This window comes from Streptomyces iconiensis (assembly GCF_028657195.3).
Taxonomy (GTDB): Bacteria; Actinomycetota; Actinomycetes; order Streptomycetales; family Streptomycetaceae; genus Streptomyces; species Streptomyces iconiensis.
Genome location: NZ_JANCPR020000058.1, coordinates 26,316 through 46,267, shown reverse-complemented (window position 1 = coordinate 46,267; position 19,952 = coordinate 26,316). Strand labels below are relative to the sequence as shown.

The window sequence follows — 19,952 nt, the reverse complement described above, 5'->3', positions numbered from 1 at the left end:
GCCGGCGTCCTCAGCTGTCAGCCGTCAGCCCTCCACTGCGATGGCCTGCGAGGGGCAGAGCGCCACGGTCTCCTCCAGCCGCTGCCTGTCGTCTTCGGCCGCCGTGCCGGCGAGGACGACCACCGTCCCCTCGTCGGACTGGTCGAAGAGGTCAGGTGCGGAGAGCACGCACTGCCCTGCTCCCAGACAGCGGTCGGTGTCGGCGGTGATGCGCATGGTCGGTTCCCCTTCGGTCGCGGGGTGTTCGGCGGTGTGGACGTTCCTTCCGGCACTCGTGTGCGCGGCGTGAGGGCCGGGGTACGAGAGGCTGTGGTGTGCGGTCGCTCGGCGGGCGGTGTGCCTCACCATGTGACGGGGAGTTCCCAGACCCCCTGGACCCCGCCGGCTTCCTTGACCGGCAGTCGGTCGGCAGGTACGGCGAGCCGCAGACCCGGCAGTCTGCGCAGCAGGGTGCTCAGCGCGATCTCCATCTCCGCCCTGGCCAGGTTCTGTCCGATGCACTGGTGGACTCCGTGGCCGAAGGAGATGTGATGGCGGGCGCCGCGCGCTGGGTCGAAGCCCGCCCCGTCGCCGAATGCGCGCTCGTCCCGGTTGGCCGTGGAGATCACGACGATGAGCCCGTCGCCCGCCCGTATCCGGTGGCCTCCGAGCTCGGTGTCCGTGGTGGCGAAGCGGGCCACCCCGTCCGCGATCGCGGTGTAGCGCAGCAGCTCCTCGACGGCGGTGGGCAGCAGCGTGGCATCGGCGCGCAGCGCCGCGAGCTGGTCGGGGTTCTCCAACAGGGTCAGCAGCCCGAGCGCGATGGCGCTGGCCGTCGTCTCGTGCCCCGCGACGAGCAGCAGCAGCGCGATGTCGACCAGTTCCCTGTGAGTCAGCCTGCCCGGCTTGACCTGCTCCTCGATGAGGGTGTCCAGCAGTCCGTCGCCCGGGTCGCTCTCCTTGGTCCGGATCAGCTCCCCCAGATAGCTGCTCAGACCGGCGAAGGCGTCCGCGCTGTCCTGGAGGCTCGTACTGCCGGTGACGACGCGCCGCGACTGCTCCTCGAAGAATTCGTGGTCGCTGTACGGGACACCGAGCAGCCGGCAGATCACGATGGACGGCACCGGCAGCGCGAATTCCGGTACCAGGTCCACCACCGGGCCCTTGGCCTCGATGGCGTCGATGAGTCCGTCGACGATGCTCTGGATGCCCGGCCGCAGTGCCGCCACCTTCTTCACCGTGAAGCTGGTCAGCAGCATCTTGCGCTGGACGGTGTGCTCGGGCGGGTCCATCCCGATGAAGTTGCGTACCTTCCGGGCCGATTCGAAGCGGGGCGCGGTGGCCGGGTAGTGCGGGTGGACCCGGTCGGACGAGAAGGTGACCGCGTCCAGCAGGACCTGCCGTGCCTCGGCGTGCCCGCTCACTGCCCACACCTGGCGGCCGTTGTAGAGCCGCACCGGCGACACCGGTCCGTCTTCGGTGTAGCGGTCGTATCCGGCGGGCGGGTGATAGGGGCAGCCGCGTTGCTGCGGGTACGCGGGGATGTCCTCCGGGGGCGCGGGGAGGTGCACGTCGGCCGTGTCGGTCATTCGCTGGGCTCCAAGGTTCCGGGGCCGGCCGTCACCGGCCTGGTTGGCGGTGCGGGGGCAGCCGGCGGCGGCTCGGCCGACCGTCGGCGTGGGGTGCTGAAGCGTCGTGCGAGGGGGTTCTCCACCCAGGTGAACAGGGCGTGGGCGAGGACGAGGCTGAGGACGAAGGCGGCCAGGCTCAGGCCGGTGCCGGGCAGCAGCGACCAGACCTCGCTCCGGCCGATCAAGCGGTGCCCGTACTCGACCACCAGGGCGTGCACCATGTAGAACGCGAACGAGAGTTCGCCGAGCCGGACCAGGGTCCGGCCGCGGAAGCAGGACCGGTACCCGCGCAGGTCCGCGACGGCACCGGAGGCCACCAGCGGCACCAGCCACAGGGCGGCGGCCCCGGCGATGCTGAAGAGATAGGGGACATTGGACGCCACCACGTAGCCGGCTGCCGCGATGAGAACCGAGGGCGCGAGTCCCAGCCGCGGCCAGCGTCCGGTCTGTACGATCCGAGCGACGATCATGCCCAGGACGAATTCCAGCGCACGGGCCGGCGGGAAGAAGTAGACGGACCACACCTGCTGAAAAGAGAGCGAGCCGTCGCCTATGAAGGGAAGCTTCGGCTGGTCGCTGATGAGGTACTGGCCGACGAGCGGCAGTGTGAGCGCGAGGACGGCGACGATCCCGGCCGCCGTCCACAGACGGTGCACCGGCACGGCGTTGAGCATCCGGAGCAGTAGCGGGAAGCACAGGTAGAAGAACATCTCGCACGCGAGCGACCAGCTCACCGTGTTCATCGAGTTGACGGTGGCCATGTCCGGCGCCCAGGTCTGTACGAGGAAGAGGTTGGCCAGCGCCCTCCAGACGGGAATCGGCTGTGACACGGCGAGCATCAGCAGCCCCGCCAGCACGAGCGTCACGACGTGGTTCGGGAAGATCTTCACCAGACGCCGGCGCCAGACGCGCGGCGCGGTGTCGTCGGCCCGCGCGGACCAGGTCAGCACGAACCCGCTGAGGACGAAGAAGAAGCACACGCCGTAGAAGCCGGCCTTCGCCGCCCAGGTGCCGAGCACGTCGCCCGTGCCCCCGCCGTAGAACCCCGTCTGCGGGAAGGTGACGTGAAAGGCGAACACGAGCAGCGCGGCGATGAAGCGCATCCCGGTGAGGGAGGGCAGCTTCGCGGGGAAGGTGGGCGGTGCGGTCTCCTGGACGGTGGCAGAAGTGGCGGGTATGTGCGGTGGTTGAGGCACGGTGGTTCCCCCGGCTCGATCGGACCTGGCGGGGCGAGGCTCGCAGGCCGTGATTGGCCGGATCTAAAGCCGTCCTTGTGCAGGCTCGGCCGCATCCGCGAGACGGAGCGGGGCCTTCGGGTGCCGGACGGCCCTGAGCCGCCGGGGCACCGCCTCCAGCAGCGCGCGGGTGTACGGGTGCCGGGGCGCGGCGAAGACCTCGGCAACCGGGCCTGATTCCACGATCCGCCCGTCATGCATCACCATCACCCGCTCGCACACCCCCCGGAGCGCGGTCAGGTCGTGCGAGACGAAGAGCGTGGCCAGGCCCAGTTCCGCCCGTAACTTCCGCAGCAGGTCGAGCACTTGGGCCTGTGCGGTGACATCCAGGGCGGAAACCGGCTCGTCGCACACCAGCAGGCGCGGCCCGGAGGCGAGCGCGCGGGCCAGTGCCACCCGCTGCCGCTGCCCGCCGGACAGGGCCCGCGGGGAGTACGTCACATGCTCCGGGGAGAGGCCGACCCGCTCCAGCAGGGCCCGCGTCAGGGCCGCACGGTCCCGGCGCGGTCGCCCCGCCGCGGCGAGCGCCTCTCCGATGACGCGGGCCACCGGCCAACGCGGGTCGAAGGAGCTGAGCGGGTCCTGCGGCACGAGTTGCAGCGCGTGCCGCCGGCGACGCCGGTCGCGCTCAGGTACCGCGCTCCAGGGCTCGCCGGCCAACCGCACGGAACCCGCGTCAGGCTCCAGCAGGCCCAGCACCATCCGGGCGAGAGTGGACTTGCCGGACCCGGACTCCCCGACCAGGCCCAGTGCCTCCCCGTCGCGCAGGCTGAACGACACCCCGTCCACGGCTGTCCTGCGCACGCCCCTGGACTCCTGAAAGGTGCGCACCACATCCGTGACCTGGAGCAGCGGCGTGCCGCCCGTGGCCGGGCCTGGTGGCAGAGCGGTGCGGCGCCGGGCGCCCGTGACGGCCGCCAGCAGTTTCCTGGTGCAGACATGCCGGGGTGCTTCCAGCACGCGCGCCGTCGGCCCGGACTCCACGATCCGCCCGTCCTGTACCACGGCGACCTCGTCCGCCAGCGCCTCGACCACCGTGAGGTCGTGCGAGATCAGCAGCAGCGCCATCCCGTCGCGCGTCAACTCGCCCAGGAGCCTGAGGATGCGTGCCTGTACGGACGCGTCCAGTGCCGTGGTCGGCTCATCGGCGATCAGCGTGTCGGGATCAGCGGCCAGCGCCGAGGCGATCAGGGCCCGCTGCCGCTGCCCGCCCGACAACTGGTGCGGACGGTCCTTGGCCCGGGCCCCCGGCTCCGGCATGCCGACCCGGTCCAGCAGTTCCAGCACCCGGGCTCTCACGGCACGCCTCGGCACGATGTGGTGGGCGAGCAGCGGTTCGGCTATCTCCCGGCCCACGGGGCGCACCGGGTCGAGGGCGGTCAGGGCATCCTGAGCAACGAGCCCGATCCGCCTCCCCCGGACGGCGCGCCATTCGCGGGGCCCGAAGGAGCGGGCGTCGTACCCGGCGATCCGCAACTGGTCGGCCGTGACCGTCGCGTCGGGTCCTGCGAGCCCCAGCAGGGAGCGGGCGAGCACGGACTTGCCCGAGCCGGACTCGCCGACCAGGGCCAGACAGCGGCCGGCGTTCAGTGAGAACGAGGCATCCCGTACGGCGTGGACGGGCGTGGGGCCGTCGTCGAAGCGGACATTGAGTCCTGTCACGTCCAACAGCGGGGGCGGCGCCGTGTTCGTCCGGTCCGAGGTGGCCGTCAAGAGAGAACCCGCCCCCTTGCATGGCCGCCCACGTGCCCGCCGACCGCGGTGACGGCGAGGACCGTGGCCACCAGCAGCAGGCCGGGGAAGAGAGCTGTCCACCAGCCCTGTTGGAGATAAGCCTGGCTTTCGGTCAACATCGTTCCCCATTCGGGCGTCGGCGGCTGGAGGCCGAGGCCCAGGTAGCTCAGGGCGGCCCCGGCGGATATGGACGTGCCGAGAGAGACCGGCGCCAGCACGAGCAGCGGGCTCAGCGCGTTGGGCAGGATGTGCCGCAGCACCGTCAGCGGTGTGCGGACGCCGAGTGCGATCGCCGACTCGACGTAGCCGGACAGCCGCACCACCAGCGCCTGAGCCCTGACGACACGGGCGAGCCCAGGAGCGGTGCCGGCGGCGACCGCCGCCGTGGTGCTCAGGGCGCCCTTGTCCATGACAAGGATCACCATGAGCGCCAGCAGGAGGCCGGGCAGCGCGAGGAACACATCGGCGACGCGCATCAGGACCGCGTCGGCGAACCGGCCCAGCAAGGCCGCGGCCAGTCCCCACACCGTCGCCGTCACCATCGCGATGGCGGTGGCGGCTGCGCCGATCGCGAGGGAGTAGCGGGTGCCGTGCACGCTCCGGGTGAGTACGTCGCGGCCGAGCTGATCGGTTCCGAAGAAGTGCTGGGCGCTCGGCGGTGCGAAGGCGTGCACGGGATCGGTGTCGGCCGGGTCACCGCTGGTGAAGAGCGCGGGGAACAGCGCGAACAGGACGACGAGCGTCAGGAAGGCCGCCGCGAGAAGGACGGCGGGCCGCGACCGGCCCTGTCCTCCCGGCCCCGGCCGGCTGCACCGTCGGCCCGGTCCCCGGGTTCCTGCGGACATCACGCGGCCCGCACCCCCGTCCCTCGGCGCAGCCGGGGGTCCACGGCCACGTACAGCGTCTCCACCACCGCGCTGATGACGACGAACACCACGGCGGAGAGCAGCACCACGCCCTGCACGACGGGCAGATCGCGGTCCCTGACCGCCTGGAGCGTGATGCGTCCGATGCCGGGCCTGGCGAAGACGTTCTCGACGACCACCGCTCCGCCGAGCAGGGTGCCGGTGAACCAGCCGGCGAGCGTCAGCGCGGGAAGCGCGGCATGGCGCAGCGCATGCCGGGACCGCACCGTGTGCTCGGCCAGCCCGCGTGCGCGGGCCGACAGCACGAAGGGCTCTTCCATGGCCGTGAGCAGCCCCTCGCGCATCACTTGGGTGAGCAGCGCAGCCATCGGCAGCGCCAGCGTGACCACCGGCAGGATCAGCGAACGGCCGTCGCCGCTGTCCGAAACGGGCAGCCAGCCCAGCCGGAAGGAGAAGACCGTCAGAAGCATGATCCCGAGCCAGAAGGACGGGGTGGAGATGATGACGAGTTCCACCACCGTACTGATACGACGCGGCCGTTGCGACCGGCCTGAGGTCAGGATCGTCACGAGCACGGCGCCCAGGATCGCCGACAGAGCGGTCCAGAAAGTGAGTTCCGCGGTGGGTGGGAGCTGATGCGACAGCACGGCGGAGACCGGCTGCTGGAGTTGGTAGGAATCGCCCAGTTCGCCGTGTACGACATGACGCAGGTATCCCACGTACTGATCGAACAACGGCTGGTCGAGGCCGTACTGGCGGCGGATCGCGTCCCGTTGCTCCGCCCCGACCATGGCGTCGCTGCCGACGATGGCGTTCACCGGGTCGCCAGGGACGAGCTGGAGGATGAAGAAGGCGCAGCTCGCCGCGCCCCAGAGGACCAGGACGGCAGCCGCGACCCGGCGCGCGACGAGGCGTACGGCTGCCGCCATCAGCGGTCCTCCACCCACACTTCATAGAACTCGGGCCATGCCGAGATGCTCAGCCGGAGACCGTGGACCCGTGTGCTGTGGGCCACCGACCCGGTGGGGATGTAGGCGGGCACCGCGACCGCTTCGTCGAGGACACGCTCTTGGATCTTCGCGTAGTACAGCGTCCGCTGCTTCGCCGAACGTGCGGTCTGGGCGGCTTTGAGCCAGCGGTCGAGGAGGGGGTCGCTGAGCGCGGAGAAGTTGCGTCCGCCGTACGCGGGGTCCGCGGTGGACAGGAGGAACTGGCTGAGGACGTCGCCGTCGCCGCGTGCCCAGGAAGTCTGCACCACGTCGTACCGCCCCTGGCTCAGGCGGGTGGAGACCTCCGCCGCGTCGGCGGACTCGACGACGTCGAGGTGGATGCCGGCCCGCTTGAGGGCACCCTGTACCGCCTGGGTGAAGAGGGATGCCGTGCCGTACACCGGGGCGACCACGGTGAGTCGGTCTCCGTCTTTGGTCCGATAGCCCTCGGCGTCCCGCCCTGTCCAGCCCGCCGCGTCCAGCAGACGTGCCGCGAGCCGCGGGTCGTACGGTCGGCGCCCTGCCTCGGCGGGCGCGTAGCCGTTCGGCGTGGAGGGAGAAAGCAGGGACCAGGCACGAGAGTTGGCGCCCTGGAAGATCGCCTTGGCCAGCGTGCTGAAGTCGATCGCGCGCTGGAACGCCTTGCGCACGCGCGGGTCGGAGAAGGGACTGCTCCTGGTGTTGAGGTAGAAGGCGTTGACGGCTCCGGGTATCGCTTTGCTGACCGTCTTGAGCTGCGCGTTCCTGGTGAGGATGCCGACCTGATGGGGTGGGATCGCCGCCACCGCGTCGACCTGGTCCGAGGTGAGCGCGCCCACACGGGTGGTGTCGTCGGTGAGGAAACGGATCGTCAAAGAGTTCAGCCGGGCCGGGCCGGAGTGGTTCGCGCTCTGGGGAGGCCAGGCGTAACGGGGGTTTCTGGCGTAGGCGCGCTGCTGTCCCCGCACGTAGCGCCCGGCCTTGAACGGGCCGGATCCGACGGAGCCGGTGCCGGCGCACAGCGCAGCCTGACCCGCCTTCAACGAGGCGGGTGAGGCGATGCCCAGATAGGTCGTGCTGGCGGCCTGGAGAAATGGTTCGAACGGCCGGCTGAAGCGGACAGTGACCCGGTACGTGCCCTCCACCGTGGTGCCCTCGTAGGGACCCAGCAGCCCTGCTGCGTACTGGGAGCGGGTGGTCTTGGCGGTGATGTGGTCGAAGTTGGCCTTGACCGCGGCGGCGTCCATCCGCGAACCGTCGTGGAAGATCACATCGCGGCGCAGGGTGAAGGTGTAGGCACGTCCGCCCTTGCCGGTCCGCCACGAGCTGGCCAGCCACGGTTCCAGTGCGCCGTCCGGAGTCTGGTGGACGAGCGAGTCGAAGACGGGGCGCTGGACGAAAGCGGTGCTGTCCTCGGAACTGCTGTGCGGGTCCCAGCAGCCGGGTTCCTGGCTCTCTGCGTAGGTGAGGCTGCCACCGTCGCGTGGCCGCACGGCGTCCGGAGAGCTTCCGGTGCCACCGCTGGAGCCGCACGCGGTGACGGCGAGGAGGGCGAGCGCGACAAAGGTGGACGGGGGCGTGGCTCGTTGCATGGTGCGACACGAGTCCATTCCTGCTCCGGCTGCGCGTGGTGGGGTGCGGCATTGTCACCGGCGGTTCTAAAGCCGCGCTGAAGCGCCCTCGGCAGACACGGGCCGCACTCCGGCGGCGGCTTCCGCGAGGAGGGCGAAGGAGCGCAGTCGGTCCTCCTGGTCGGGGACGATCGTCAGCGCCATCACCTCGTCGGCGCCGGTGTGCTGGAGGAGGGCGGTGAGTTTGTCGCGTACGGTCCGTGGCCCTCCGATGAGTTGTGGCTCGGCGAGGTCTTGGAGGAAGGTGCGCTCCGTGGAGCTGTACGTGTGCGCGGCGGACGTCCCCTCGGAAGGGAAGGCGTCGAAGCGCTGGACCGTCTGCATCCGCAGCTTGCCGAGCAGATAGGGCGAGGCCACCCGCCATGCCGCCTCGTCGGTGTCGGCGACGGTGGTGAGGACGGCGATCAGGTTGCGCGGCCGGTCGAGCTGCGCCGAGGGCCGGAAGGCCATGCGGTAGTGGTCGAGGGCGGTGGCGGTCGCGTGCGGGTTGATCTGATGGGCGAAGGCGTACGGCAGTCCGAGCGCGCCCGCCAGCTCAGCGCTGGACGGGCTCGACCCCAGAACCCACAGGTCCGGCCTGCCGTCCTCTGCCGGGACCGCGGTGATACCGGTGGTTGGGGTGCCGGGGGCGAAGTAGCCGCTTAACTCCCTGATCCGGGACGGGAAGTCGTCGTCGGTGCCCTCCGGTACGCGGCGCAGCGCGCGGGCGGTGATCGGGTCGGTGCCGGAGGCCCGGCCCAGTCCCAGGTCGATCCGGCCGGAGTACAGCGCCTCCAGGGTGCCGAACTGTTCTGAGACCACGAGCGGAGGGTGATTGGGCAGCAGCACGCCCCCGGACCCGACACGCAGCGTGGTGGTGGCGGCTGCGAGGCGCCCGACGAGAATGGCGGGCGCTGAGGTGGCCAGGCTCGGGATGTTGTGGTGCTCGGCGACCCAGTAGCGCAGGTAGCCGAGTTCCTCGATCCTGGGCGCGAGGGCGACGGTGTCTCGCAGCGCGCCGGTCGCCGAGCCTTCCTCGAAGACGGGAACCACATCAAGTACGGACAGGGGGACATCGGCGGATCTGGCCATGCTGGGCTCCTTGGCAAGGGCCGGGCGGCGCCCGGCGGCGTTGGGGGGCGGGGAGAGAGCGCCCCGTGGCGGGGCCGCCGCCGTGGTCAGGTCCGGTCGGGCACCAGATCGTCGTGCGGGGCCGGGGTGTCGGACGGTGCGGGGTCGCCGGACGGGGTGGGGCGGGGTTTGCCGGGGAGGAGCAGTCCGGTGAGGAAGACCACCGCGGCGGCGGCGAAGGGCCACCAGAAGGCGTTGCCGAAGGACTGGACGGTCGGTGCGGTGTGCGTGCCGTTGCCCTGGAGGATCAGCACGATGACGGCGATGCCGAGTGAGGCGCCGATCTGGTTGAGGATGAAGATCGCGCCGGTGGCGCCGCCGACCGCGTCGCTGGGAACGGTGCGGTAGGCCGAGCCCATGGTGGGTGCGCCCACCAGTCCCATTCCGAATCCGGCTGCCAACTGGGCGAGGGTGAGCGGGAGTTGTGAGGTGTCGGGCCCTGACTGGGTGAAGACGAGGGAGCCTGCTGCGATGAGTACGGCGCCGGTCGGGACGAGGCGCCTGGCTCCGTAGGTGTCCGCGAGCTTGCCGGCCACGGGCATGCCGATCAGGGTGCCGAGTCCCAGCGGCGCCAGCAGCAGGCCGGACTCCAGGACCGAACGCCCGTGTACGTCCTGGTAGTAGAGCGGCAGCAGGAAGAGCAGGGAGAACAGTCCGCCGCCGAGCAGGAACATGGTGGTCACGCTGGCTGTGAAGCCCTTGCTGGAGAAGAGCCGCAGGTCCAGCAGCGGGGTCTTGGCAGTGCGCAGTGCGTGGAAGGCGTAGCCGGTGAAGAGCAGCAGGCCGCCGGCGAGCCCGGCGATCACCTGAGGGCTGCCGAAGCCGCCGGCGCCCGCCTGGGAGAGGGCGAAGACGAGTGCGGCGAAGCCGGGGCAGAGCAGCAGCACGCCGAGGATGTCCAGTGGTTCCGGGGTGCCGTCGCGCGGTGGGTCGGCGGGCAGTACGCGGAGTGCGAGGAGGATGGCGGCCAGTGCGAAGGGGAGGTTGACCAGGAACAGCCACTGCCAGGAGAGCTGTTCGAGCAGTACGCCGCCGATGAGGGGTCCGACGACGGGGCCGAGGGTGATGGGGATCGAGATGAGTCCCATCACGCGGCCGATCCGCTTCGGTCCTGCGGCGCGTGCCACCACGGTCATCATGATCGGGTCGACCATGCCGCCACCGAGGCCCTGCAGGATGCGGAAGGCGATCAGGCTCTCGGCGTTCCATGCGAGGGCGCACAGTGCCGATCCGGCGAGGAAGAGCGTGAGTCCCAGCAGCCACATGCGTTTGGCGCCGAAGCGGACGGTGGCCCAGGAGGCGAGCGGGATGGCGAAGGCGACCGCGAGCAGGTAGCCGGTGGTGACCCATTCGATGGTCGCGAGCGGTGCGTCGAATTCCCCGCCCAGAGTGCTGATTCCGACGTTGACGATGGTCGCGTCCAGATACGACATCATCCCGCCGAGCACCATCACGCCGACGACGGTGAGCAGCGCGGCGTCGAGCCGCGCTGGAGCGCTCTCCTCCGCTTGATTTACAGACACGGGGACTCCTTTGTACTTCGCGTCCAGTAAGAATGAACTAGGTAGTTCAATTCCGTTGCTGGGACGGTAGCATGGCGGCATGATTGCTGGCGATCCCGCGAAGCGAAGTGGAACTCCCTCGGCAGAACGGGGCCGACTGGACAAGCGGCGGGCGATCGTGGAGGCGGCGCTCCGTGTCTTCTCGCAGGTCGGCTACGCGCAGGCGAGCGTGGACGCGATCGCGGCCGAGGCGGGGGTCGCCAAGCCCACGATCTACAACCACCTCGGCTCGAAGGAGAACCTCTTCCGCCACGTCATGACCGAGATGGCGGCCAGGGACAACGGCAAGGCGCTGGAGGCCCTGGAGTTCTTCCCGACCGGCCCCGCCGACCTGCGCACGAGCCTGGAGGCGGTCGCCCGCAAGCTGGTCGACTGCTACCGCGACGAGCAGTCCGAGGCGGTGCGCCGACTGCTGTACGCGGAAGTCGTCCGGTTCCCGGACCTGTTCGACGCGGTACAGGCGAGCGGCCCCGACCAGTTCATCGAGGCTTTGGCCGGCCGCCTCGCCCGGCTGGCCAACGCCGGGCTTCTGTCCCTCAAGGATCCGGTGCGCGCCGCCCACCAGTTCATCGCCCTCGTCTACGACGAGTTGCCCCGGATGAGCGCGTACGGCACCCGTTCCCTGGGTCAGACGGAGGTCGACAAGGTCGTGGCGGACGGCGTGGACACTTTCCTGCGGGCCTTCCGCATGCGCTGACGGGAAGACGGCGGGAGAGGAGCAGTGGGCGGCGAGCACGCCACACCCCCGGCGCCGCCGGTCAGCGCCCCCGCTCGTTCACGTGCCGGCCGCCGCGTGGATTCCCTTCGCATGTGCCTCGCGCGCCCCTTCGGGCCGGTACCGCAGGCGGGCGAACTCCCTGTTCAGTGCCGCCCGTTGGTCCGCGTGGCCACCCCTCATGCGCAGCACGGACAACAGGGTCCACAGCCTGGTCTGCGCGAAGTGCGACGGCGAGCCGTGCACGTCGTCATGGGTCAGCAGCCGCACCCCGCGTACCCGCTCGCGCAGCAGCCGCGCATCACCGGGCGGAATGATCTCATCACGCAGGCTGGTCACATGGGCCACCGGTATGCGCAGTGCCGCCAGTTCCTTCCCGGACAGTGCCCAGTCCCGAATGAGGCCGTAGACCGTGTCCGGTCCGGTGCGGGTGATGTGGGCCAGGGTGTCGGTGGTGACCCGGGGCACGCGCCGCTGCCAGTCACTGTCGGTGAAGAAGTGGTGCAGCGGTGCGCCGGCGCTGACCACTCCCTTGATCCGGTCGTCCTCCAGCGCGCAGCGCAGTGCCAGATGCCCGCTGAAGCTGAGCGCCAGCGCGTAGCAGCGCGCGGTGTCCGCGCGGTTCCCGACCGCGTCGAGCACCGCCGACAGCATCCGTGAGCTGTCCGGCCCGTACACCATCGAGTTCTCGCCGACGCCGGGCATCTCGGTGACGACGCCGGCGAACCCCAGTTCGGCGAGCTGTGGCAGAACGGGCGCCCACTGCTCCTTGATGGAGACGATGCCCCCCGTCATCACCAGCAGCGGCCTGGGGGCGGCCGGGTCCAGCCCGGCCGTCCAGCAGCGGACCCGGCCTCCGGGCAGCTCCACGTCGAGCCGTTCGACGGCCGGGAACGACGTACGCCAGCTGTCGAACGCCGCGATGCACCGGTCCAGCGCCCGCTGCCGCGCCGGGCCGTCGACGAACGGGAAGCGCGCCATGTTGTAGTGGGCTCCGGCCTCCAGCGGCTTGCCCTGGTCCGCCAGCCGGGCCGCCTCGTCGCTCCACTCCCGCACCCACGATCCGGCGGTGCCGTCCTCGTCGTTCCGGATACGGGCCAGCAGCGGGTCGTAGTGATCGGGTCGCAGCGCCTGCGATCGGGCGTGTGCCACGACGAAGTTCTTGAGTTCCGCGAGATCGTTCATCGTCTCCCCTTTCGCGCCTACTGGTCCTGGTGGACGTCCTCCAGCGCTTCCTTCACTTCGGTCAGTACGTCAGCGGCCTCTGCCCCGTCGATCACACGGTGGTCGAAAGAGAGGCTCAGCCGCAGCACCGGCGCCACCGCCGGCCTCCCGTCCCGGGCCACGGCCCGGTCCGTGATCCGCCCGACTCCGAAGGTCGTGGTCGTACCGCCCACTGAGTGGAAGGAGTCGACGGCCCGGTGCCCCAGTGAGGTGACGGCGAAGGTGCCGGTCAGATGTGGACGCAGCGCGAGTGACCTGGCCGCCTTGCGGAACCTGGCCCGGCCGCGTGCCCAGGGTGCCCGGTGCAGCGCCCGTACGGCCGCGAATTCCGGCAGCTCCTGCGGGTCGCCGTCCCTGACCCGTTCCAGATGCCGCTGGATGTCGCTGAGTTCTGCGATGTGGAGGTCGGGTATGACCGTACCGAGCACCACACGCCGGCCTCCGAGCGTCCGGTCCAGCGTCAGCTTCCCGTTCACGTACGGATAGTGCGCGATCCGCGGCCGTCGGCTGCCCTGCACAGCGGCGTTGGCGTCGGGGTGCCCGGCCAGCACCCGCCCGGCGGCACGGAGTACGTACGCGGTCATCGCGTAACGCGTCCCTTCGGCCTCCCGGGCTGCCTTCTGATGGGCGAGCACCTGGGTCATGTCGACCTCGGTGTCCAGGAAGACCGGGGAGAAGTCCCTGATGACCTCCAGAAAGAACAGCGTGTGACGGCGTTCCCTGGGGACCGGTGCCGACGTGGACGGCGGTGCGGCGGGCCGCGTGCTCACGACGCGACGGCCAACCGGTAGACCGCTTCCAGATTCGGGGCTTCCAGCACCTCGGAGAGCGGCATCGGGCGTCCGGTCTCGCGCTCCAGGAGAGTGCACAGCGCCAGCATGTGCACCGAGTCCCAGGCTTCCACGGTGTCCAGACCACGGTCGAGGTCCGCGGCGGTGAGAGGGAGGGCGAGCTCGTCACGCAGCAGCGCGACGAAGTCCTCGACGTTCTTCACGGGGTTGTCCTTACGGTCGAAGGCGGTCTGGGAGTGAGGTGGTTCCGGGACCTGGCGAAGCCAGGCGTGATCCTGCGCCGTCGGTCACGAGGCCCGGCCGCCCCGTCACCACCCCCGGGCACGGCTCTGCGGGCGCGGCGTTCGCCCCCTCCGGGGCGGCTCACGCGGACGGCTGGGGAGCATCGTGGAGGGCCCTCTCGAAGCACGCGGTCAGACGGATGTGACCGACGGGGCGGGGGAGGGGGCCCAGCATGTGCCGGAAAGCGGCGTGGGACGCGTCCTCGGCCACCACCTCGAATCCGGCCCGCGGGTAGAACCCGGCGACCTTGCCGTTCTTGGCGGTGCGCCGATATTCGGCCCGCACCTCCTCGGCCCCGCTCTCCCCGGCGTGGCCCAACACCGCGGCGATCACCGCCTGTTCGATCCCGCGCCCGAAGACGCGGCAGCTGAGCAGGAAGTTGTCGATGTGCAGCACCTTCCCTTCCCGGTGCAGCAGGACAGCGCCGACCAGCCCGTTGTCGCCGAATCTGTCGGCCGACACGACCGCGAGCACCAGTGCCGCCGGGTCCTCGGCGAGCGCGTGCGTCTCGGCGGGCTGGAGGCGCTGTCCGGTCAGATTGAACTGGTTGGTGCGCAGGGAGAGCTGGGAGACGCGGGCCAGCTCCTGTGGGCCGGCCGGTGCGAGACGCACCGTGATGTCCAGCTCGCGCAGGTAACTGTCCAGCGAGTCGAAGGTGTGCAGGAATTCCTGCCGGGCATGGTCCTCGCGGTAGCGCCGAGGGCGCACCAGATCGTCGTCCGTGAGCTCCCGTACGTCGAACCAGCCGTCCCGCAGCAGCCGCTCGACATGGAGCGCCGGCTCCGAGCCGACCTGTACGACCGCTGTCCCCGGGAGTTCGCGCCGTACCAGACCGCACTCGAAGGGGCTGTCATCGACGAAGACGAAGCTGTCGGGGGAGAGATTGAGGTCACCGGCCTGCTCGGCGAGGTTGCTGTGCTTGGGCCGCCAGTTGGCGCGTATATGGACGAAGTCCGCCTCCCGGAGCGCCAGTCCGGGATGCTCGCGCAGCGTCTTCACCACCGTTTCCCTGTCGTTCTTGCTGACCGCGGTGAGCAGCACGCCCTGTGAACTCAGCTGTTTCGCCACCCGCTGGAAGCGCTGGAATGCTTCACCCCGGTAACTGCCCTCGGTGGCGATGCCCTCGGGGCCGACCTCGCCGAGCACTCCGCCCCAGACGGTCTCGTCCAGGTCCAGCGCCAGCACCTTCTTCGTGCCGCCCGCGGACCGCCGGGCCAGATGTCCAGCCTCGCGGGCGTACGCCGAGAGCAGACCGTCGGACAGATGTGCCTTGGCGTAGACGCTCTGCCGTACATCCCTGGCGGGTCCGCCCTCGGCCAGCAGCGGATCGAGATCGATGACCAGGGCCTCGGGGACGTCCAGCGACAACCGCAGCAGCCGGGCATTCGCCTCCCGCCACACCGCGCCGAGCTGTGCCCTGGCCTTGAGGTCCACCAGTTGTCCGGTCAATTCGCGGGGCAGCGGCAGCGTGTTGAGGACCAGGGTGCCGCCGGGAGCCGTACGGACGAAGGTGCCGACGAGCCGCTCGGCGAGGGCCAGCTTCTCCTCAAGAACGCGCTCCACGTCCGCCACCCGCCACGGCAACGGCAGTTCGTCCGCCACCACCGCCGGATCCAGTACACACAGGGTGACCGAGGGGCGCGCCGCGTACAGCGCGCTCCCGGGGTCCGCCAGGTCGAGCACCCAGCCGTCGAAGTCCGAGAGATGGACGCGGGCCAGCAGACCGTGCCGGGCCAGTTCCGCCGTGAGCGCGGGCACCAGCGCGGAGAGGGTGCCGTGGCCGGTGACCGCTATCACCGGGGCGGGTGTGTCCGGGTGGGCGGCGAGCACTTCCCCGGGATCGAGTCTGGCCAGCAGCCGGCCCGCCCGCCCCAGTGCGTCGTCGGACAGCCCCGCGAGCAGCCGTCCGACCCGGGGATACTCGGCTGCCAGGGTGCCTTCCCGGAGCAGCGCGGCGAGTTCCTCTGTGCCCTCACCGGGCGCGACGGTGGGCGGTGCGTTCGTCACGGCGCCGCCTTCCTTCCCGCGCCCTCCAGCGCGAACCCGGCCTTGATCCATTTACTGGACTCGATGGAGATGCCCACCGCCCGCTGCTCCGCCTCCAGGGTGGCGAGGGCGCGCTCGATCTGCAGGAAGACGATGGCGTTGCCGCAGTTCCCCGCGTCGTCGACACAGCTGATGTCGAGCGCGCCCGGCAGCGCCAGCCGCTCGGTGATCAGACGGGTCATCCGGCCGGAGAGCTGGGGCGGCAACAGCAGATCGACGTCGGTCTCCTTCCAGCCGGTAGCGTCCAGCAGTTCGTGGAGCACCTCCTCGGTCATGGGGGGCACGTGTGCCTCGATCGCCTTGTAGTCCTCGGTCGCCGCCGGACGGTCCGCGTGCCGGTCGACCGGGCCGAACCACTCAAGTACCGCGCCCGGCTCCCGGCCCCGTCCCACCAGGCGGGTGAACAGCGACCGGACCACGGCGGAGCCGGGCGCGGGGTCGGCGGAGACCACCGCCGCCCCGGCGGCGTCCCCGAACAGCACGAAGCTCACCAGCTCAGCGGGGGCGGCCTTCCGCAGATCGACGGTCAGGTCGTAGAAGCGCGCGATCACGTCGCCACCGAGCACCAGAACCCTGCGGCCGTTGCCGCTGAGCACGATCTGACGCGCGACGTCCAGCGCCTGTACCGCGCCCGAACAGCCCGACTGGAGCTGGAAGGTGCGCACCCCGTCGATGCCGAGCCGGTCCGCCACCATGTTGACCGTGGCAGGCATCAGCCGGTCCGGAGTGGCGGTGCCCAGCACGACAGCGTCCACGTCCTTGGGCCCGAGCCCGGCAGCGGCGAGTGCCTTGCCGCCCGCCTCCTCGGCCAGGTCGGTGAGCGAGGAGCGGATCTCACCGGACTCCAGATCCACCGCGAGATGCCGGGTCTTGGTTCCGATGAAGACATCGACCCACTGCTCCCAGAGCGCGTCCATGCCGAAGCGCCTGGCCAGGGCGGCATTGTCCACGGCAGGCCCGGGGAGGGCGGAGGCCGCTGACAGGATGTGTACGTCAGGACCGGGCATGAACGCCCCTTCCTCGCCAGTGCGTGCGCACCGGTCAGTCGCAGAGCAGGAGCCGGGACTCGGCCGACGCGCGGACACCGGTCATCCGCCACTTGCGGAACCCGCTCAGGCCCTCGTACCGGCCGCTGGTGCCGGTCAGCGGGTAGTAGACCCACACGCTGGTACGGACGTCGTTGAAGTCCGCCCAGCCTTCGGCGTGCAGTGTGCCGTCATCAAGGGTGATGTCCTCGGTGTAGTAGGACATCAGCCCGCCGTCGCCCGGCCGTACGTACTCGATCCGGAAGAAGCCGTGCGAGGTGCCGATCAGCTTTCCGTTCTCGTCGTGCAGTTCATCGTCGAACGTTCCGCTCTGACCCACCTTCGGGTCGGAGACCTCCACGTCGTCGACGACCTTCGTCACGATCTCCTTGGGTACCTTGACCACGATCTGCTTCGGCATCAGGTGTGTGTCCTCTCTGGGTAACGGTGAACTGTCGGATGCTGTGCGGTGAGTGGGCCGGAGGCCGCCGGCGATCAGGGGTGTCCGGTCGGGGGCGACGCCGGGGCCCGTGGAGATCCCGGGTGTCGGTGGCGCCGTCCACTCGGGGGGTTCGGGGAAGAAGGTCGCGACGGCTGTCTCCGGTGGGCCCACCAGCGCCGACCAGAAGTCGTGCCGCGTCCATGTGCCGCTGTTGACGGGGTCGTTGTCGGAGAAGGTGTAGGGCGCGTACTGCCGCCGGGTCGGGTCGGGCTGTGTGAACCGGCCCCAGAACCCGTTGTACAGATGGTGATCCAGGACATGCGCGCTGCGCAGGAGCTGGTACGCGCCGCGGTAGCGGAACGGGTTGGCAGCCGCGGCGTCGCCCGAGGCCGTCACCGCGCCGTGCGGCGTGTAGCGGTAGCGCGCGGCAATGTGCCCGTCCTCGTCGAGCAGCGCCAGCACGGAGCCCTGCTGATCGGTCACCGCCCAGTAGTGCCGCCCCTCCGGAGTGAGGACGGCCAGGAGCGTCCCGGCCGGAGTGCGAACGAAGTCCGTGGGTGAGCCGTCGTCGGCGACCCGCACCACGCCCAGTTCGGAGTGGGTGAGCACGTGGGTGACGCGGCGGCCGTCGAGCGCGGTCTCGGTGATGCGGCGGGGCCTCTCCTGCCCCAACTCGTCGTAGTCGGCTGACACGACCGGCTGTCCGCCGAACACGCCGGTCAGTGTCTGATGGGTGGCGCTGTAGGTGAACGCGCCGGTCGGATTGACCTCTTCGGTGAAGTCGCCCGCACCGTCGTAGGTGAACTCCGTCTCGCCGAACCGCACGACCTGGCCGGCGGAGTTGAGCGTGAAGCGGATGTCGCCCAGCCGTACGAGATGGTGGGCGTCGTCGTACGCGTACTCCGTCTCCCCAGCGCGTCGCAGCCGCTTCAGCCCGTCGTAGGAGAACTCCACGGTCTCGCCGTGCACTTCCGCCGCACGCAGGACGTCGCCGTCCGCTCCGGTTTCCGAGCGGTACTCGTACGTGGCCCGGAGCGACTCCTCGCCTTCAGGGCCGTGCACCGTCAGGGACACCCGGCGGCCTGAGGCGTCGTAGCGGATTTCTTGGGTCGCCTGGCCGCAGTCCACCCGGGTCAGGCGCCCCGAGGCGTCGTGGGACAGGTACGCGATGCGTCCCGAAGGTCCGGTCACCGACGTGGGCCGGCCGGCCGCGTCGTAGGTGTACCCGACAGTGCCGCCCTCGGTCGTCAGCGAGGTCAGCTCTCCTGTGGGGGTGTACGTGTACCGGACCTCCTCCGTGGCGCCGCCCTCGGTCCGTACGGCCGCCGCCAGTCGGCTGCCGCCGCCCGTGCGGATCCACGTGTAGTCGTACGACCACCCCTCGCCCGCCTTGTGGACCACCCGCCCCAGCGGATCGTGGGCCAGGGTGAGCAGGACCCTCCCCGCGGTTTCGTCGGTGACTTCGGTGAGCCTCCCGGCTGGGTCGCGCCGGTATCCGGTGCGGGTACCGTTGCCGCTGGTCACCGCGGTGATCCGGGACAACCCGTCCCGGTGGTAGACCATGGGCCCGAGCGGCCGGGGCGGGGTCACGCCGATCAGATGCCCCGCGTCGTCGCGGTCGAAGTAGGTGGTGTCGCCGTTCCCGTCGGTGAAACTGGCCAGAGAGCCGTGCGAGGGGTCGTACGCGCGGGTGTCCAGCGGGCGCTCCCGGGACGGGGCGCCGACACGGACCAGCCGCCCCGCCGAGTCGTACGACAGCAGCAGTTCGTTGCCCAGCGGGTCACGCAGAGCGGTGGGCACCAGGGGATTGCGGTGGTCCGCGTAGTCGACGGTCGAGTGCGCGGAGGTGGGCAGCCGCAGTCCCACCGGCCTGCCGGCCATGTCGTACTCGTACGTGGTGGTGTGTCCGTCCGCGTCGGTGACGGCCGTGCACAGACCCCGGTCGTCCCAGGTTCTGCGCCACACGTTGGCGGCCGGATCGGTCACCGAGACGAGTCGGTCCTGTGCGTCGAAGCGGAGCACGGTGGAGCGGCCGGACGCGTCGGTGACGGTGCCGGTCCCTGGGCCGTACGTGAACGCGGTCCTTCCGGCCGCGCCGTCGCCGCTCCACTCGACGGCCGCCACGGTCGGCCTGCCCTCGGGCGCGCCTGTCGTGTACGTGAGGGAAACGGCACCGCCGGCCGGGTCGGTGAGGCGCGAGAGCCTGCCCTGCGCGTCCCAGTCGAACGCGGTGAGGCGGCCTGACGCGTCCGTGTGCGCCACCAAACGGGCGGCCCCGTCGTAGCCGAACGCCGCTGCGGTGCTTCCCAGCGGGTCCACGATCTCGGTGACCAGTCCTCGCCGGTCGCGGAGCAGCGTGATGACCCGGCCCTGCGGGTCGGTGACGGTCAACGGCTCACCGTCGCCAGGGGGAGGCGTCGCCCGGCCCACGCCGTGGGAGAGGTGCCAGCCCGGACCGAAACCGACGGTGGCCCGGGAGTGACCGCGGTGTTCCCGTGTGAGTCGCAGGTCCCCACCGGCGTTCTCGATCTCCAAGTCCGTCTGCCGTACGATGAGTTCGCCCTTCGCGAGATCTACCAGCACATCGATGCGGTCCCCGACGGGTAGGGACCACGCGATGGGGTGGGTGCTTGTATCCCGGATAGTGGGCACGGGGAAACTCCTCGGTCAATTGATGAAGTGCCAGGTTCGGCCGTCCTTCTAAAGCCGCC

General features: G+C 70.5%; 16 protein-coding genes. 1 reads left to right on the top strand and 15 read right to left on the bottom strand.

Annotated features, from left to right (window positions below; translation table 11 throughout):
• Window positions 1-24 precede the first annotated feature (24 nt).
• From NMN56_RS37135 to NMN56_RS37095, 9 genes are all read right to left on the bottom strand, one after another.
• Window positions 25-216, bottom strand: a complete 192-nt coding sequence (locus NMN56_RS37135) for a ferredoxin (protein ID WP_274047246.1) — start codon at window positions 214-216, stop codon at window positions 25-27.
• 125 nt (window positions 217-341) lie between these two features.
• Window positions 342-1,568 (bottom strand): cytochrome P450, encoded by a 1,227-nt coding sequence (locus NMN56_RS37130; protein WP_274047210.1) that lies wholly within the window; start codon window positions 1,566-1,568, stop codon window positions 342-344.
• Window positions 1,565-2,806, bottom strand: a complete 1,242-nt coding sequence (locus tag NMN56_RS37125; RefSeq protein WP_274047211.1) for an acyltransferase family protein — start codon at window positions 2,804-2,806, stop codon at window positions 1,565-1,567. Before NMN56_RS37125 ends, NMN56_RS37130 begins: the two co-directional genes overlap by 4 nt.
• A gap of 63 nt (window positions 2,807-2,869) precedes the next feature.
• A complete protein-coding gene (locus tag NMN56_RS37120) occupies window positions 2,870-4,507 on the bottom strand; it encodes a dipeptide ABC transporter ATP-binding protein (RefSeq protein ID WP_274047212.1) in 1,638 nt (545 codons plus the stop codon).
• 47 nt (window positions 4,508-4,554) lie between these two features.
• A complete protein-coding gene (locus NMN56_RS37115; protein WP_274047214.1) occupies window positions 4,555-5,424 on the bottom strand; it encodes an ABC transporter permease in 870 nt (289 codons plus the stop codon).
• Window positions 5,424-6,374, bottom strand: a complete 951-nt coding sequence (locus tag NMN56_RS37110) for an ABC transporter permease (protein WP_274047215.1) — start codon at window positions 6,372-6,374, stop codon at window positions 5,424-5,426. The genes NMN56_RS37115 and NMN56_RS37110 overlap by 1 nt, the downstream gene beginning before the upstream one ends.
• Window positions 6,374-8,005 (bottom strand): ABC transporter substrate-binding protein, encoded by a 1,632-nt coding sequence (locus NMN56_RS37105; protein ID WP_274047216.1) that lies wholly within the window; start codon window positions 8,003-8,005, stop codon window positions 6,374-6,376. Before NMN56_RS37105 ends, NMN56_RS37110 begins: the two co-directional genes overlap by 1 nt.
• Window positions 8,006-8,071: 66 nt before the next feature.
• The gene (locus tag NMN56_RS37100) at window positions 8,072-9,115 is read right to left on the bottom strand and encodes an LLM class flavin-dependent oxidoreductase (RefSeq protein ID WP_274047217.1); all 1,044 of its coding nucleotides are present in this window, start codon (window positions 9,113-9,115) and stop codon (window positions 8,072-8,074) included.
• Between the two features lie 86 nt (window positions 9,116-9,201).
• Window positions 9,202-10,677: a DHA2 family efflux MFS transporter permease subunit gene (locus NMN56_RS37095; protein ID WP_274047218.1), complete on the bottom strand. Its 1,476-nt coding sequence runs from the start codon at window positions 10,675-10,677 to the stop codon at window positions 9,202-9,204.
• Between the two features lie 79 nt (window positions 10,678-10,756).
• On the opposite strand from NMN56_RS37095, the gene NMN56_RS37090 reads away from it, so the two are divergent.
• Window positions 10,757-11,413, top strand: a complete 657-nt coding sequence (locus NMN56_RS37090) for a TetR/AcrR family transcriptional regulator (protein WP_274047219.1) — start codon at window positions 10,757-10,759, stop codon at window positions 11,411-11,413.
• A gap of 78 nt (window positions 11,414-11,491) precedes the next feature.
• On the opposite strand, the gene NMN56_RS37085 is transcribed toward NMN56_RS37090, so the two are convergent.
• The 6 genes from NMN56_RS37085 to NMN56_RS37060 form a co-directional block, all read right to left on the bottom strand.
• Window positions 11,492-12,616 (bottom strand): alpha/beta fold hydrolase, encoded by a 1,125-nt coding sequence (locus tag NMN56_RS37085; RefSeq protein WP_274047221.1) that lies wholly within the window; start codon window positions 12,614-12,616, stop codon window positions 11,492-11,494.
• 17 nt (window positions 12,617-12,633) lie between these two features.
• Window positions 12,634-13,425 (bottom strand): 2-oxo acid dehydrogenase subunit E2, encoded by a 792-nt coding sequence (locus NMN56_RS37080; RefSeq protein WP_274047223.1) that lies wholly within the window; start codon window positions 13,423-13,425, stop codon window positions 12,634-12,636.
• On the bottom strand, window positions 13,422-13,649 hold the full coding sequence (locus NMN56_RS37075) for a phosphopantetheine-binding protein (protein WP_274047224.1): 228 nt from the start codon (window positions 13,647-13,649) through the stop codon (window positions 13,422-13,424). Before NMN56_RS37075 ends, NMN56_RS37080 begins: the two co-directional genes overlap by 4 nt.
• A 160-nt stretch (window positions 13,650-13,809) precedes the next feature.
• On the bottom strand, window positions 13,810-15,735 hold the full coding sequence (locus NMN56_RS37070) for an HAD-IIIC family phosphatase (protein WP_274047225.1): 1,926 nt from the start codon (window positions 15,733-15,735) through the stop codon (window positions 13,810-13,812).
• Window positions 15,732-16,781, bottom strand: coding sequence for a 3-oxoacyl-ACP synthase III family protein (locus NMN56_RS37065; protein ID WP_274047227.1), 1,050 nt, complete (start codon window positions 16,779-16,781; stop codon window positions 15,732-15,734). Before NMN56_RS37065 ends, NMN56_RS37070 begins: the two co-directional genes overlap by 4 nt.
• A gap of 34 nt (window positions 16,782-16,815) precedes the next feature.
• Window positions 16,816-19,893, bottom strand: a complete 3,078-nt coding sequence (locus tag NMN56_RS37060) for an allene oxide cyclase barrel-like domain-containing protein (protein ID WP_274047228.1) — start codon at window positions 19,891-19,893, stop codon at window positions 16,816-16,818.
• Window positions 19,894-19,952 lie beyond the last annotated feature (59 nt).